Origin of the sequence: Mycetocola reblochoni REB411 (assembly GCF_900163835.1) — a bacterium.
GTDB classification, from domain to species: Bacteria; Actinomycetota; Actinomycetes; order Actinomycetales; family Microbacteriaceae; genus Mycetocola_B; species Mycetocola_B reblochoni.
The window spans coordinates 1-14,609 of the sequence record NZ_FUKR01000037.1; the positions used below are offsets into that span (position 1 = coordinate 1).

At 64.6% G+C, this 14,609-nt stretch carries 13 protein-coding genes and 2 tRNA genes; 10 read left to right on the plus strand and 5 right to left on the minus strand.

Going from position 1 to position 14,609, the window contains the following annotated elements; all coding sequences use genetic code 11:
- Positions 1–407: 407 nt before the first annotated feature.
- The 5 genes from FM119_RS07200 to rpmH are packed head-to-tail and all read right to left on the minus strand — an operon-like array spanning position 408 to position 2,694.
- Entirely contained in the window at positions 408–893 is a 486-nt protein-coding gene (locus FM119_RS07200; protein WP_087137010.1) for a Jag family protein, read from the minus strand.
- Between the two features lie 5 nt (positions 894–898).
- Positions 899–1,891, minus strand: a complete 993-nt coding sequence (gene yidC, locus FM119_RS07205) for a membrane protein insertase YidC (RefSeq protein WP_087137011.1) — start codon at positions 1,889–1,891, stop codon at positions 899–901.
- Positions 1,892–1,899: 8 nt separating this feature from the next.
- Complete coding sequence (yidD, locus tag FM119_RS07210) at positions 1,900–2,196, minus strand: membrane protein insertion efficiency factor YidD (protein ID WP_087137012.1); 297 nt, start codon at positions 2,194–2,196, stop codon at positions 1,900–1,902.
- Entirely contained in the window at positions 2,193–2,543 is a 351-nt protein-coding gene (gene rnpA / locus FM119_RS07215; RefSeq protein ID WP_087137013.1) for a ribonuclease P protein component, read from the minus strand. The genes yidD and rnpA overlap by 4 nt, the downstream gene beginning before the upstream one ends.
- A 13-nt stretch (positions 2,544–2,556) precedes the next feature.
- Positions 2,557–2,694, minus strand: a complete 138-nt coding sequence (rpmH, locus tag FM119_RS07220) for a 50S ribosomal protein L34 (RefSeq protein ID WP_026940492.1) — start codon at positions 2,692–2,694, stop codon at positions 2,557–2,559.
- A 321-nt stretch (positions 2,695–3,015) separates the two neighbouring features.
- On the opposite strand from rpmH, the gene dnaA reads away from it, so the two are divergent.
- The 10 genes from dnaA to FM119_RS07270 all read left to right on the plus strand — a co-directional run bounded on the left by dnaA (position 3,016) and on the right by FM119_RS07270 (position 14,117).
- On the plus strand, positions 3,016–4,461 hold the full coding sequence (gene dnaA, locus FM119_RS07225; protein ID WP_087137014.1) for a chromosomal replication initiator protein DnaA: 1,446 nt from the start codon (positions 3,016–3,018) through the stop codon (positions 4,459–4,461).
- Between the two features lie 436 nt (positions 4,462–4,897).
- Entirely contained in the window at positions 4,898–6,043 is a 1,146-nt protein-coding gene (gene dnaN / locus FM119_RS07230; protein WP_087137015.1) for a DNA polymerase III subunit beta, read from the plus strand.
- A gap of 37 nt (positions 6,044–6,080) precedes the next feature.
- Positions 6,081–6,968 carry a phosphogluconate dehydrogenase (NAD(+)-dependent, decarboxylating) gene (gnd, locus tag FM119_RS07235; protein WP_087137016.1) on the plus strand — a complete coding sequence of 296 codons (888 nt, stop codon included), beginning with the start codon at positions 6,081–6,083 and terminating at the stop codon, positions 6,966–6,968.
- A 50-nt stretch (positions 6,969–7,018) separates the two neighbouring features.
- On the plus strand, positions 7,019–8,191 hold the full coding sequence (gene recF, locus FM119_RS07240) for a DNA replication/repair protein RecF (protein WP_087137017.1): 1,173 nt from the start codon (positions 7,019–7,021) through the stop codon (positions 8,189–8,191).
- Positions 8,184–8,675 (plus strand): DciA family protein, encoded by a 492-nt coding sequence (locus tag FM119_RS07245; RefSeq protein WP_087137018.1) that lies wholly within the window; start codon positions 8,184–8,186, stop codon positions 8,673–8,675. Before recF ends, FM119_RS07245 begins: the two co-directional genes overlap by 8 nt.
- A gap of 122 nt (positions 8,676–8,797) precedes the next feature.
- A complete protein-coding gene (gene gyrB / locus FM119_RS07250) occupies positions 8,798–10,837 on the plus strand; it encodes a DNA topoisomerase (ATP-hydrolyzing) subunit B (protein ID WP_087137019.1) in 2,040 nt (679 codons plus the stop codon).
- A 44-nt stretch (positions 10,838–10,881) separates the two neighbouring features.
- Positions 10,882–13,473: a DNA gyrase subunit A gene (gene gyrA / locus FM119_RS07255; RefSeq protein WP_087137020.1), complete on the plus strand. Its 2,592-nt coding sequence runs from the start codon at positions 10,882–10,884 to the stop codon at positions 13,471–13,473.
- Positions 13,474–13,878 carry a DUF3566 domain-containing protein gene (locus FM119_RS07260; RefSeq protein ID WP_087137021.1) on the plus strand — a complete coding sequence of 135 codons (405 nt, stop codon included), beginning with the start codon at positions 13,474–13,476 and terminating at the stop codon, positions 13,876–13,878.
- Between the two features lie 76 nt (positions 13,879–13,954).
- Positions 13,955–14,028 (plus strand) — tRNA-Ile (locus FM119_RS07265).
- Positions 14,029–14,044: 16 nt separating this feature from the next.
- Positions 14,045–14,117: transfer RNA gene (locus tag FM119_RS07270), tRNA-Ala, on the plus strand.
- The last annotated feature ends 492 nt before the right edge of the window (positions 14,118–14,609 follow it).

Below are 14,609 nucleotides of genomic sequence, written 5' to 3' on the forward strand. Positions count from 1 at the left end.
AAAGCACTGACCCGCACGGTGTTGAGGAAACTCCACCACTCAGCGGGACGTCACCCGGCGCCCAGCGCTGCGAACAACCGGTCTGTCTCCCGCACAACACAACGTGCATCGATCGGGACACACTCCACCTAAATCGAAATCCGAACAAGCAGAGCTCGGGCGACGACGGACGACAGCCCGGAGGATCACCGGTTCATACCATAATTGGACAGCTGAAACCGAGCTGCCGACCCGCCCACGACGAAACGCACAAGCACAGGTCCGGCCTTCGCCCCACGCCCGAACGTCGGCATCGATGCACGGTCAGAACCCGGACAGTCCCCGTCCGCCCGGGCCTAAACGACGCCGTCCGGCACATACCCTCGGGTGTACGCCGGACGAGCTGGTGTCCCGACTCCTTCGCGGGTCTAGCTGCGAGTCACCACCGTGTGGCGATCACGGCCCTCACCGAAGGAGTGCGAGACGAACCCGCGATCCGCGACAACATCGTGAACGAGCTTTCGCTCGTAACTCGACATCGCCGGCAGCTCCGCGGTCTCCGCGCCGCTGTCGAGCTGAGCGATCGCGCTGTCCACAAGTCTTTCGAGCTCACGAAGCCGCTGCTGCCGGGAGCCATCGACGTCAAGGATCAGGCGTGAAAACTCACCGGTCTTCGACTGCACCGCGAGCCTGGTGAGCTCCTGCAACGCGTTCACGGTCTCCGGGGCCGAGAGCACGGCCAGGTTGCTCTCACCCTCCGCGGTCACCGAGATGTAGGAACGACCGTTGGTCACGGAAATCTCGAGGTCGCCGTCCAAATCAGCGATGTCGAGGAACTCCTCGATGAAGTCCGCCGCGATATCGCCCTCGTCAACCGAAGGGGTCGACGTTCCATCGATCGTGGGATCTGACATATCGACTACTTCCTCTCGCTACTGTTTCCGCCGGAGTTCGGCTTCGTGCCGGACTTCTTCGCCCTGGACTTGCTCATCGGCTGCTGCCGCTGCTGCTTCTCGACGACCACGACGGTCTCCTGGGCCGTCCCCTCGTCGACCACGAGCTTGCCCTTTCGTGCCAGGCGCTCCTCGCGCTTCTTCGCCGCCTCGCTGCCCGGCGTCGGCATGTTCCTGATGACGATGAACTGCTGCACCATCGTCCAGATGTTGCTGGTCAGCCAGTAGAACATCACACCGAGGGGGAAGGCGAATCCCGAGAACAGGAAGATGAACGGGAGGATGTACAGCATGATCCGCTGCTGCTTGAACATCGGGCTGGCCTTGGCCTCCTCCGACATGTTCTTCGACATGATCTGCAGCTGCGTGATGAACTGCGATGCGGTCATGAGCACGACCATCACCGCAGCGACGATCATGACGCCGACCTGCGGGGGAGTGGCCTCCATGGCCTTCTGGAAGCTCGTGTGCAGCGGGGCGAAACCACCGAACAACGCCGCATTGCCGAACTGCTCCGCAAGCTGTGAGTTCAGAGGCCCGACGCCCGCTTTACCGGCCTGAGCGGCGTTCAGAACCTGGAACAGCGAGAAGAAGATCGGCATCTGCACCAAGAGGGGCAGGCACGACGCCATCGGGTTGGTTCCGGTCTCGGAGTAGATCGCCATGGTCTCGCGGCGCATCGCCTCCTGGGACAGCTGATCACGCTTGCCGCGGTACTTGTCCTGGACCTTCTTCAGCCGTGGCGCGACCTCCATCATCCGACGCTGGTTCTTGATCTGCTTGACGAACAGCGGGATCAGAGCCGCACGCACCACGATGACGAGTCCGACGATCGACAGCACCCAGGTGAGCCCGCTCGCGGGATCCATCCCCGCGGCAGACAGCAGCCAGTGCCACCCGACAAGGAGTAGCTCGACGACCCATTTCAAGGGCCAGAGGATGATGGAGAAGATATCCATTGTGCGGGTTAGCCCTTCTGATGACCGGCGACGACGAAGCCGGCCGGGGTGATGAGGTAGCGGAAGCGTCGGCGGGGACGGACATCGTCGATTCCACCGGTCGCCCAGGGGTGGCATCGAAGCAGTCGGCGCGCCGTCCACCAGGAACCGACGAGGACACCGTGCAGCTGAACCGATTGCAGTGCGTACGCCGAGCAGCTCGGGTGGTACCGGCACACGTCACCGTAGAGCGGCGAGATGATCCGACGGTAGGCCACGAGGAACGCAACGACGGCGTTGCGGGGCAGAAGCAGCAGCGTACTCATGATCGTGAGGCCAGCGTCCGCGCGCGCGCAGCGGCAGCGGTGACGTCCGCCAACAGGACGTCGTAGCTCGCGGCCGCGGCCGCGGGTTGGGCGCGCACGACGATCTCTGTTCCTTCCGGGACGGAATCGAGAACCGAGTGGGTGGCTGCTTTCAGACGGCGCCGGACACGGTTGCGAACGACCGCACCGCCGACGGATTTCGCAGCGATGAACCCGAACCGTGCGTGGACAGGGTTCGGGTTCATCACGATGTGCGAGACCGTCACAGCACCGACGAGTCGCCGCCCTCGGCGAACGACCCGACGGTACTCGTCGGCTCGCGTCAGCTTGTGGGCTGCGTCGAGCACGACGAGTCGACGACTACGCGGAGAGCTCGGTGCGGCCCTTGCGGCGGCGGTTCGCCAGGATGGCGCGGCCGGCGCGGGTGCGCATACGGAGACGGAAGCCGTGCACCTTGGCACGACGACGGTTGTTCGGCTGGAAGGTTCGCTTGCTCATGATTACTCCACGGGTGAGGCTCCACCACCGACAGTCGGTGGGGACAACTGGGTGCCAAAAGGCATACGTCAACTGACTAAATCTACGACGGCAGCAGCGAACAAGCAAACCCACGAGGCGACCACTCAGGTTTATCCACAGGACCTGCTCCGTGCCTCTTCGCCGCACCGTCCCCCTCCTCGCCTGCGATCTTGCGGCTAGGCGAACAGATCGTTAGCGTGGCACGGCTGGTTATCCCCAAGCCGATCCCTACCCGCAACCGCGTTTCCCACATTCGCGCCTTGGTCGGTGGATAACCTTGTGAGTAAACATTGGGGAGCTATGAGCAACGGGCAAGACCACATCGAGACCATCTGGCAGGACATCGTCGGCGTTCTCGGCACCGACGACCGGATCACACCTCCGCTTCGAGGGTTCCTGAACCTCGTCGTCCCCAAAGGCATCATGGGGGGAACCCTCTACCTCGAGGTGCCGAACGAGTTCACGGCGGGTCAGCTCAACGCCAGGATGCGCGCCTCCCTGATCGAGGCGATCGGCACCATGAGCGAGCAGATCGAGGCCACGAACTACGCCGTCGTCGTCAACCCGGAGATCATCGAGGAGGACACGGCGCCTGTCCTCCCCACACCGGCCAGTACGCCGGCAGCCGGACAGACCGCGTCGACGCCCGTCGTCGCAGCCGAGCCTTCCTCGCCGTCACCCGCTCCACTGCCGTCGCGCGAGAACGACCCGCGGCTCAACAACAAGTACTCCTTCGACAACTTCGTGATCGGGCAGTCCAACCGCTTCTCGCACGCCGCTGCCGTCGCCGTCGCTGAGGCCCCCGCCAAGGCCTACAACCCGCTGTTCATCTACGGCGACTCGGGTCTCGGCAAGACTCACCTGCTGCACGCGATCGGTCACTACGCGATCAGCCTCTTCCCCGGAGTCCGCGTTCGATACGTCTCCAGCGAGGAGTTCACCAACGACTTCATCAACTCGATCGCGAACAACAGGGGCGCAGAGTTCCAGGCCCGCTACCGCGACGTCGACATTCTCCTCATCGACGACATCCAGTTCCTGCAGGGCAAGGCGGAGACGCAGGAGGCGTTCTTCCACACCTTCAACAACCTGCACGACCACAACAAGCAGGTCGTGATCACCAGCGACCTGCCTCCCAAGGCCCTCACTGGCTTCGAGGACCGGATGCGATCACGCTTCGAGTGGGGGCTCATCACCGACGTCCAGGTCCCCGACCTCGAGACCCGCATCGCGATTCTCCGCAAGAAGGCGCAGAGCGAGAAGCTCTCCATCCCGGACGAGGTGCTCGAGTTCATCGCCTCCAAGGTGTCCTCGAACATCCGCGAACTGGAGGGCACGCTCATCCGCGTCACCGCCTTCGCGAGCCTGGGACGCACGCCGATCGATATGTCGCTCGCTCAGACGGTGCTCAAGGACCTCATCACCCTCGACGAGGACAACGTGATCTCGCCGGTCGACATCATCAACACCACGGCCGCCTACTTCAAACTGTCCGTCGACGACCTCTACGGTTCGTCGCGCTCGCAGGCCATCGCGACGTCGCGGCAGATCGCCATGTACCTGTGTCGTGAGTTGACGAACCTCTCGCTGCCGAAGATCGGCCAGCTGTTCGGCAATCGCGACCACACGACCGTCATGTACGCCAACAAGAAGATCGGCGACCTCATGCAGGAGCGTCGCTCGATCTACAACCAGGTGACCGAGCTGACGAGCCGCATCAAGCAGGGACACCGCTTCAACCGGTGATCGAACCGATCGCGCCGCCGTGTTCGCACCCCAGCGCGACGTCCATGCCCGAGGGGTTGTCCACCGACGCCGCTCCTCTTATTAACAAGTACACAGGTGTGGACAAGTTGTGGAAAGCTGTGGAACGCGCCGCCCGAACGTGTTGATGAGCGCGAGATTCTTGTGGAGTCGAAGCCACGATCGGCGTCATGACGCGGCATGTTCACTCAACTCGGCTCACACGCTTCCCACAAGTGACAGGAATGTAGTTCCCTTGTGATTCCTGACGTCGTCGGAGTTATCCACACTCTCCACAACTGTTAAGACCATTACAGATCTTCTAAGAAAAATCCCGCGAGGCAACCTTGGGGGGCCACGCTCGAGGAACTACACGAACTTCGGCACGGGCTAGCATTGTTGTCATCCCGAGCCCACCTCCGACAGTCAGGGGATCACCGTGCGCTTCAGCGTGAATCGCGACGTCTTCAGCGACGCAGTCTCGTTCACCGTCAAGCTGCTTCCGCAGCGGACGACCCTCCCGATCCTGAGTGGTGTGCTGCTGTCAACCACCGAGAGCGGACTGAAGCTCTCGAGCTTCGACTACGAGGTGTCTGCTCAGACCGAAATCGATGCCGACGTCGAGGAGCAGGGAACGGTCCTCGTCTCGGGACGTCTTCTCGCAGAAATCGCGAACCGGCTGCCCAACGCGCCCGTCCAGTTCAGCACCGACGACAACAAGATCAGTGTCAGCTGCGGCCCCGCATCGTTCACGCTCCTCTCGATGCCAGTCGAGGAGTATCCGACGGTTCCGCACGTAGACGGTGAGAGCGGGTTGGTCAAGGCCGAGGACTTCTCGACCGCGGTGTCGCAGGTCGCGGTCGCCGCCTCGAAGGACGACGTCACCCCTGTGATCACGGGCGTGCAGCTTGAGGTCGCCGACAACACGCTCAGCCTCGTGGCCACCGACCGTTACCGCGTCGCCGTCCGTGACATCGAGTGGGACAACGGTGCCGGCTCGGGTGAACCGATCAGCGCTCTCATCCCTGCTCGCACGATCCAGGAGGTCGGCAAGACCTTCGGCCACTCCAGCACGATCTCGGTCGCGTTCACCAACAGCGACGATCGCGAACTCATCGCGTTCTCGGCCGACCGCAAGACGGTCACGTCCCTGCTGATCAAGGGAACGTTCCCCCCGGTCAGACGGCTGTTCCCCAGCGATGTCAGCAACTACGCGGTCATGAACACCGCTGACGTGATCGATTCGGTCCGCCGCGTCTCCCTCGTCCTCGAGCGTGAGGCAGCCCTGCGGTTCAGCTTCACCATCGATGGGCTCACCATGGACGCCGCCGGCTCCGAGAACGCCCAGGCGTCAGAAACGGTCGATGCTCTGCTCACCGGCAACGACATCGTCCTGTCGCTGAAGCCCCAGTTCCTCATCGATGCGCTCAACGCGGTGCGCAGCGAGTTCGTCCGTTTCTCGTTCACCACCTCGGAGAACAGCAACAAGCCCGGCCCCGTCCTCATCACGAGTCAGTCCTCGAAGGACCAGCCGGGGGCGGACAGCTTCAAATACCTGCTCCAGCCGAACCTTCTTCTTCGCTGAGCACACCCCCGCACACACCGCACAACTGGGAGAACACATGCACATCGGTCTTATCGGACTCGGCAAAATGGGCAACAACATGCGCACTCGTCTGCGCAACAACGGCATCGAGGTCACCGGTTACGACCGCAACCCCGACGTCAGCGACGTTGCCAACCTCGTCGAGCTCGCCGAGGCACTTCCCGCACCGCGGACGGTCTGGGTGATGGTCCCGGCCGGAGCCATCACCGACGCCGTCATCACCGAACTCAGCGACGTCCTCGACGCCGGCGACCTGATCATCGAGGGCGGGAACAGCCGCTTCACCGAGGACATCAAGCACAACGAGCTGCTGTCCGCGAAGGGCATCGACTACATCGACGCCGGTGTGTCTGGCGGCGTCTGGGGCGTCACCAACGGCTACGGCCTCATGGTCGGCGGACCCGAGGCGCAGGTCGAGCGAGTGATGCCCGTGTTCGATGCCCTCCGACCCGAGGGACCGCGGGCAGAGGGCTTCGTCCACGCCGGCGGCGTCGGTGCCGGTCACTACGCCAAGATGGTGCACAACGGCATCGAGTACGCGATGATGCAGGCGTACGCCGAGGGTTACGAGCTCCTCGAGAAGCGCAGTGACATCGTCAACGACGTTCCGGGGATCTTCGGAGCATGGCAGCGCGGCACCGTCGTGCGGTCCTGGCTGCTCGAGCTCCTCGTCCTCGCGCTCCAGCACGACCCGACTCTGGCCAACATCGAAGGCTACGTCGAGGACTCGGGCGAGGGACGGTGGACCATCGAAGAGGCCATCGACAACGCCGTTCCCGTCCCGACCATCTCGGCGTCGATCTTCGCCCGCTTCGTCTCGCGGCAGGAAGACTCCCCGGCGATGAAGGCCGTCGCGGCACTGCGAAACCAGTTCGGCGGCCACGCCGTCAAGTCAGCCGAGTAGACGGCTCCACCGTTCGGGGTGGTGCCGCACCACCCCGAACGGAGACCGCGATGATCGTCACGCACCTCAGCCTCAGGGACTTCCGCAACTACGCGGAGGCCGAGCTTGAGCTGCACGGCGGTACCAACCTCTTCATCGGACGGAACGGTCAGGGAAAGACGAACCTGGTCGAGTCGCTCGTCTTTCTCAGCACGCTCAGTTCGCACCGCGTAAGCGGTGACCAAGCGATGGTCCGCGCCGGATGCGAGGCCGCCATCGTGCGGACGACGTTCACCCACGGCGACCGCGAGCTCCTCGCCGAAGTGCAGATCAACCGCTCGGGGACGAACCGTGCCCAGATCAACCGCTCGGCAATCCGGCCGCGGGACCTGCCCTGGTACGTCCGAACGGTCCTCTTCGCTCCGGAGGACCTCGCCCTGGTTCGGGGCGAACCTTCTGGCCGACGTCGATTCATCGACCAACTCTCGATGATCCTCGCACCACGGTTCAGCGCGGTCCTGGCCGACTACGAACGCGTGCTCAAGCAACGGAACACTCTGCTCAAATCCCTGAGGGGCGGGCTGAGCGCCGCGCAGGAGCAGACACTCACGATCTGGGACGAGAAGCTCATCTCCCTCGGTACCGAGATCATCGCCCGACGGGCCGTTCTGGTCGAACAGATCCGCGACCCGCTGCGGCGCGCCTATGCGGCCGTCGTTGACGACGATCACGAACCGACGATCGATTTGAGCCTGAGCATCGACGGGTACGACGTCGATGCGGATGACACCGCGGACCGGGCCGCGAACAGCGCGGTTCCGGACTCGGCACGGATCGAGGCGGGCTTCCGGGCGGCCATGGAGCGCCGCCGACGCGCGGAACGCGAGCGGGGGCTCACCCTGGTCGGACCGCACAGGGACGATCTGCTGTTCGGACTCAACCGGCTGCCGGTCAAGGGATACGCCAGTCACGGTGAGTCGTGGTCGTTCGTCCTGGCGCTCAAGCTGGCGACGGCGGAGCTGTTGCGCAGGGACTCCGATCTCGGGGACCCGGTCCTCATCCTCGACGACGTGTTCGCGGAACTGGACCGTCAGCGACGGCGACGGCTGGCCGAGGCGGTCACGGGGTTCGAGCAGGTGCTGATCACGGCCGCCGTTCGCGAGGACATCCCGGAGGAGCTCCGCGCCGCTCCGATCTTCATCCGCGCCGGTCGCGTGGTCGACGAGGACGCTGTCGATGTCTGACATCGAGGCGGTGAATGAGGAGTGCTCGCGGGTGTACGAGCACATGAAGCTGGTCTTCGGGGGGATCAAGCCCGGTCGTCGCCGCGAGCAGAGGACGCCGCGTCCGGGGAGCGCTCCGTTCGCCCCCGGCCGGGACCCGCACGGCATCAGCGACGTGCTCGGCTCGCTCACCAACTCCCTCGGCTGGGAGACCCAGCTGGCCAAGAGCGACCTGGTCGCCCGCTGGGCCGACGTGGCCGGCGAGCAGACCGCAGCGCATTCGACTCCCGTGGACATCAGCGCGGGAGTCCTCACGGTCCAGTGCGAATCGACAGCCTGGGCCACCCAGCTGAGACTCATGCGCGTCGAACTCCAGACGCAGATCACCACGCGGTTCCCCGAAGCACAGGTCACCACGATCCGCTTTTTGGGACCCAACGTCCCTTCGTTCAAACGTGGCCCCAGATCGGTTCAGGGCCGTGGAGTGCGCGATACCTACGGTTGACTCGGCAAATCAGGTCGAACGGCAAGAAAAAGCCCGGCAAACGGCCGCTCAGCGCGGGGAAACCGTCGATCGCTTGGTAGGCTGAAGTGTCTATCCGTAGACGGTTTGGAGCCTCACAACATATGTCAGAAGAACCGAAGATCGGTCAGGGAAGCGGCGACTACGGTGCCGATCAGATTCAGGTTCTCGAGGGCCTTGAAGCGGTGCGGAAGCGACCGGGAATGTACATCGGGTCGACCGGTCCGCGCGGACTTCACCACCTGGTGTACGAGATCGTCGACAACTCCGTCGACGAGGCGCTGGCCGGCTACGCCGACAACATCGTCGTGACGATCCTGCCGGACGGCGCGGTTCGCGTCGTCGACAACGGGCGAGGGATCCCCGTTGACATCCACCCGATCGAGCAGAAGTCGACGGTCGAGGTCGTGCTGACGATCCTGCACGCGGGAGGAAAGTTCGGCGGCGGTGGATACGCGGTCTCCGGCGGCCTGCACGGCGTCGGCAGCTCCGTGGTCAACGCGCTCTCCCGTCGGCTCGAGGTCGAGGTCCGGCGCCAGGGCTTCGTGTGGCGCCAGCAGTTCAGCACGGGCGGGATCCCGGAGGGCCCCCTGCAGAAGGGCGAGGAGTCGGACGAGACCGGCACCACGATCACCTTCTGGCCCGACGACACTATCTTCGAGACCGTCGACTTCGACTACACGACGCTGCGGACCCGGTTCCAGCAGATGGCGTTCCTCAACAAGGGACTGCGGATCACACTGACCGACGAGCGGGAGAACGCCGAGCCGACCGCCGTGGACGGGGATGCCGTCGTCGATGCCGTCGCCGACGGCTCGTCCCAGGACGAGACCGCCAGGGCACGGCACGACGTGTTCTTCTACGAGCGGGGTCTGGTCGATTACGTCGAGTACCTCAACAGTGCCAAGCGTGCCGAGATCGTCAACGACGAGATCATCTCCTTCGAGTCGGAGGACACGGAACGCAAGATCGCACTCGAGGTCGCCATGCAGTGGACGACCGCCTACAGCGAGAGCGTCCACACCTACGCGAACACCATCAACACCCATGAGGGCGGCACCCACGAGGAGGGCTTCCGCGCGGCACTGACGACGCTCATCAACCGTTACGCGCGCGCGAAGAACCTGCTCAAGGACCGCGACGACAACCTCTCCGGCGACGACGTCCGCGAGGGTCTCACCGCGGTCATCTCCGTGAAGCTCGGCGAACCGCAGTTCGAGGGTCAGACCAAGACCAAGCTGGGCAACACCGAGGCGAAGGCCTTCGTCCAGAAGATCGTCGGCGACCAGCTCGGCGACTGGCTGGAGCGCAACCCGCTGCAGGCGAAGTCGATCATCATGAAGGCGATCGGCGCCGCCACGGCACGGCTCGCCGCACGCAAGGCCCGGGAGACGGCGCGCCGCAAGGGGCTGCTCGAGGGCGGCGGAATGCCGGGCAAGCTGAAGGACTGCCAGTCCAAGGACCCGTCGATCTCCGAGATCTTCATCGTCGAGGGCGACTCGGCCGGCGGCTCGGCCGTGCAGGGGCGCAACCCGGAGACCCAGGCGATCCTGCCGCTGCGCGGAAAGATCCTCAACGTCGAGAAGGCCCGGCTCGACAGGGCGATGGGCAACGCCGAGGTCCAGGCGATGATCACCGCCTTCGGAGCGGGCATCGGCGAGGACTTCAACCACGAGAAGGCCAGGTACCACAAGATCGTGCTCATGGCCGACGCCGACGTCGACGGCCAGCACATCACGACGCTGCTGCTCACGCTGCTGTTCCGCTACATGCGGCCGATGATCGAGCTCGGCTACGTTTACCTCGCCCAGCCGCCGCTCTACCGCATCAAGTGGTCCAACGCCGAGCACGACTACGTCTACAGCGACGCTGAGCGGGATGCCTACCTCACCGACGGCCTCGCCGCGGGCAAGCGCATCCCGAAGGACAACGGCATCCAGCGGTACAAGGGTCTCGGCGAGATGGACTACAAGGAGCTCTGGGAGACCACGATGGACCCGCAGACGCGCACGCTCCTGCAGGTCACCCTGGACGACGCCGCGATCGCGGACGAGATCTTCGCCACCCTCATGGGCGAGGACGTCGACGCGCGCAGGACCTTCATCCAGCAGAACGCGAAGGACGTGCGGTTCCTCGACATCTGATCCACGGACAGAGACGAGCGACCGACAGACAGGGATAAGAAGACATGGCAGACGACACCACAGGCGAGAACACTGAAACCTCGTCGCACCACGGCAAGATCGACCAGGTCGATCTCCAGCTGGAGATGCAGCGCAGCTACCTCGACTACGCGATGAGCGTGATCGTCGGGCGTGCGCTCCCCGAGGTCCGCGACGGTTTGAAGCCGGTGCACCGACGCGTCATCTACGCGATGTACGACGGTGGCTACCGTCCGGACAAGGCGTTCTCCAAGTGCGCCCGTGTCGTCGGAGACGTCATGGGACAGTTCCACCCGCACGGTGACAGCGCGATCTACGATGCGCTCGTCCGCCTGGTGCAGCCGTGGAGCCTGCGCTACCCGCTCGCGCTCGGCCAGGGCAACTTCGGGTCTCCGGGCAATGACGGCGCCGCGGCACCCCGGTACACCGAGACGAAGATGGCCCCGCTCGCGCTCGAGATGGTTCGGGACATCGACGAGGACACCGTCGACTTCCAGGACAACTACGACGGCCGCACCCAGGAGCCGTCGGTCCTGCCGAGCCGCTTCCCGAACCTGCTCGTCAACGGTTCGGTCGGTATCGCGGTCGGCATGGCCACCAACATCCCGCCGCACAACCTGCGCGAGGTCGCGGACGGCGCACTGTGGCATCTGGCCAACCCCGACGCGAGCCGAGAGGACCTGCTCGAGGCGCTGATCCAGAGGATCAAGGGACCGGACTTCCCGACCGGGGCGCAGATCCTCGGCGTCAAGGGCATCCAGGACGCCTACCGCACGGGCCGTGGCTCCATCACGATGCGTGCCGTCGTCAACGTCGAGGAGATCGCCGGACGCACCTGCCTCGTCGTGACGGAGCTGCCGTACCAGGTCAACCCCGATAACCTCGCCATCAAGATCGCTGACATGGTGAAGGAGGGCCGGCTCAACGGCATCGCCGACATTAGGGACGAGACGAGCGGTCGTACGGGTCAGCGGCTCGTGCTCGTGCTCAAGCGCGATGCCGTCGCGAAGGTCGTGCTCAACAACCTGTACAAGCACACCTCGCTGCAGGAGAACTTCGGCGCCAACATGCTCGCGATCGTTGATGGCGTGCCGCGGACCCTCGCGCTCGACGGCTTCATCACCGCATGGGTGGCGCACCAGATCGAGGTCATCGTCCGGCGCACCCAGTACCGCCTGGCCGAGAAGGAGGCCAGGGCGCACATCCTGCGCGGCTACCTGAAGGCGCTCGATGCTCTCGACGAGGTCATCGCGCTCATCCGTCGCTCGCCGAACGTCGAGCAGGCGCGGACCGGTCTGATGGAGCTGCTCGCCGTCGACGAGCTGCAGGCCAACGCGATCCTGGAGATGCAGCTGCGCCGCCTCGCCGCGCTGGAGCGTCAGAAGATCATCGACGAGCACGACCAGATCGAGGCGCAGATCCTCGACCTGAAGGACATCCTCGCCACACCGGCGCGTCAGCGCACGATCGTCGGCGATGAGCTCACCGCGATCGTCGACAAGTACGGCGACGACCGGCGCACCGAGATCATGTACGGCTACGACGGCGACATGAACATGGAGGACCTGATCCCCGAGGAGGAGATGGTCGTCACCGTCACGAGGGGCGGCTACATCAAGCGGACCCGGAGTGACAACTACCGTTCCCAGCACCGCGGCGGCCGCGGAGTGCGCGGTGCGCAACTGCGCGCCGACGACATCGTCGACCACTTCTTCGTCACGACGACGCACCACTGGCTCCTGTTCTTCACCGACCAGGGACGGGTGTACCGGGCCAAGGCCTACGAGGTGCAGGAGGCCGGCCGCGACGCGAAGGGTCAGCACGTCGCCAACCTGCTCGCCATGCAGCCGGACGAGCAGATCGCCGCGATCCTGGACATCAAGGACTATCAGGCGGCCACCTACCTCGCGTTGGCCACCCGCAAGGGCCTCATCAAGAAGACCGCGCTCAGCGAGTACGACACCAACCGCTCCGGCGGCATCATCGCCATCAACCTGCGCAACGGCGACGAGCTCGTCAACGCGTTGCTCGTCGAGGAGGACTCGGACATCTTCCTGGTCTCGCGTCAGGGCATGTCGTTGCGCTTCCAGGCCAGGAACGACGCGCTGCGGCCGCTCGGCCGTTCGACGTCAGGCGTCAGGGGCATGAGCTTCCGCGACGGTGACGAGCTGCTGTCCGCCTCCGTGATCCCCCACGACGACGACGAGGCCCACGGCTGGTACGTGTTCGCCGTCACGGAGGGCGGTTACGCGAAGCGGACCGCGGTCGACCAGTACCGCACGCAGAATCGCGCGGGGCTCGGCATCAAGGTCGCGAAGCTCAACGACGACCGGGGCGAGCTCGCCGGGTCCCTGATCGTCGGATCGGACGACGAGGTGCTCGTCGTTCTCGCCAGTGGCAAGGTGGTAAGGTCTGCCGTGTCCGAGGTTCCGGCCAAGGGCCGCGACACCATGGGGGTTGTGTTCGCTCGCTTCCCCGACAAGGACAAGATCCTGACCGTCGCCCGCAACAGCGAGCGCGCCGTCGCGGACGAGGTGGCTGAGGCTACCGCCGAGGATGCGCGTGACGACGACCCCACCACCCCGTCTTCGGAGTCCTCCCGGGAAGGAACCAACTAAATGAGTAGCGTCGCCGAGAAGCTCGCGAAGAAGTCCTCCAAGAAGTCCTCGACCAAGCAGGTCAGGCTCAAGCTGGTCTACGTCGACTTTTGGTCGGCGGTGAAGATGTCGTTCTTGGCTGCGGTCGCGATCGCCATCGTGACGGTCGTGTTCTTCTTCCTGGTGTTCACCGTTCTCGAGGCGGTCGGCGTGTTCGACAGCGTCAACAGTCTGTACAGCGAGGTCGCGGGGTCGAACCAGGACCTGGCCGGCATCTTCAACATCGGTCGGGTGATGGGTTTCGCCGTCGTCGTGGCAATCCTGAACCTCATCGTCGTGACGGTACTCGGTGCGATCTCGGCTGGACTGTACAACCTCGCCGTGAAGATCAGTGGTGGCCTGCTGGTCGGCTTCACCAACCAGTAGCGGTTGGCCGCCGACAGGCGGAGGGTGTCGATTTGGGACGCCGGAGCATTTCCGGTAATGTCATTCGTGCCCTAACGGGGCTATAGCTCAGGCGGTTAGAGCGCTTCGCTGATAACGAAGAGGTCCCAGGTTCAAGTCCTGGTAGCCCCACTCGAGTACTTCTCGAGGGGACGTAGCTCAATTGGCAGAGCACCTGCTTTGCAAGCAGGGGGTTAGGGGTTCGATTCCCCTCGTCTCCACATCGGCCGGCTCCTTTGGGGGCCGGTTCTGTGTTTAACGAGTGCGTCCGTGCTTCACGAGTGGTTGTGACCACCGATTCAGTGTTGTACGGCTGTTCTCGCTTCTGACGGTCCCCCGGGAGTCTGAACGGCTCTGTGCCGGAGGAGAGGCTCCGAGGGGTCGCTGCGCAGCGTCGCGTGGGCGGCTTGTCGCCACGACCGGAATGCGCGCCCCGGGTCACGAGTGCGATCGCGCGTGTGACTTCCCGGCCTGGGACCCGCTGACCGACAAGGCGCACCGTTAGGGTCCAGTGGTCAGTCGTGCTCCGTCGCCGCCCGGGACGGCGTCCGGGGCGGCTGTGGCAGTCCCCGACGTCTGCCGCCATGGGGCTGGACGACCGCTTGGCTGCGCACCGTCGTCGTCGGGCGGTGTCGTCTGCCGGCCGTGGTGTCTTCCCCTGTTCTGTCCGCTGCCTGCCCTGTCCGTCGGTTGTCGCGTCGATGAAGCTGACG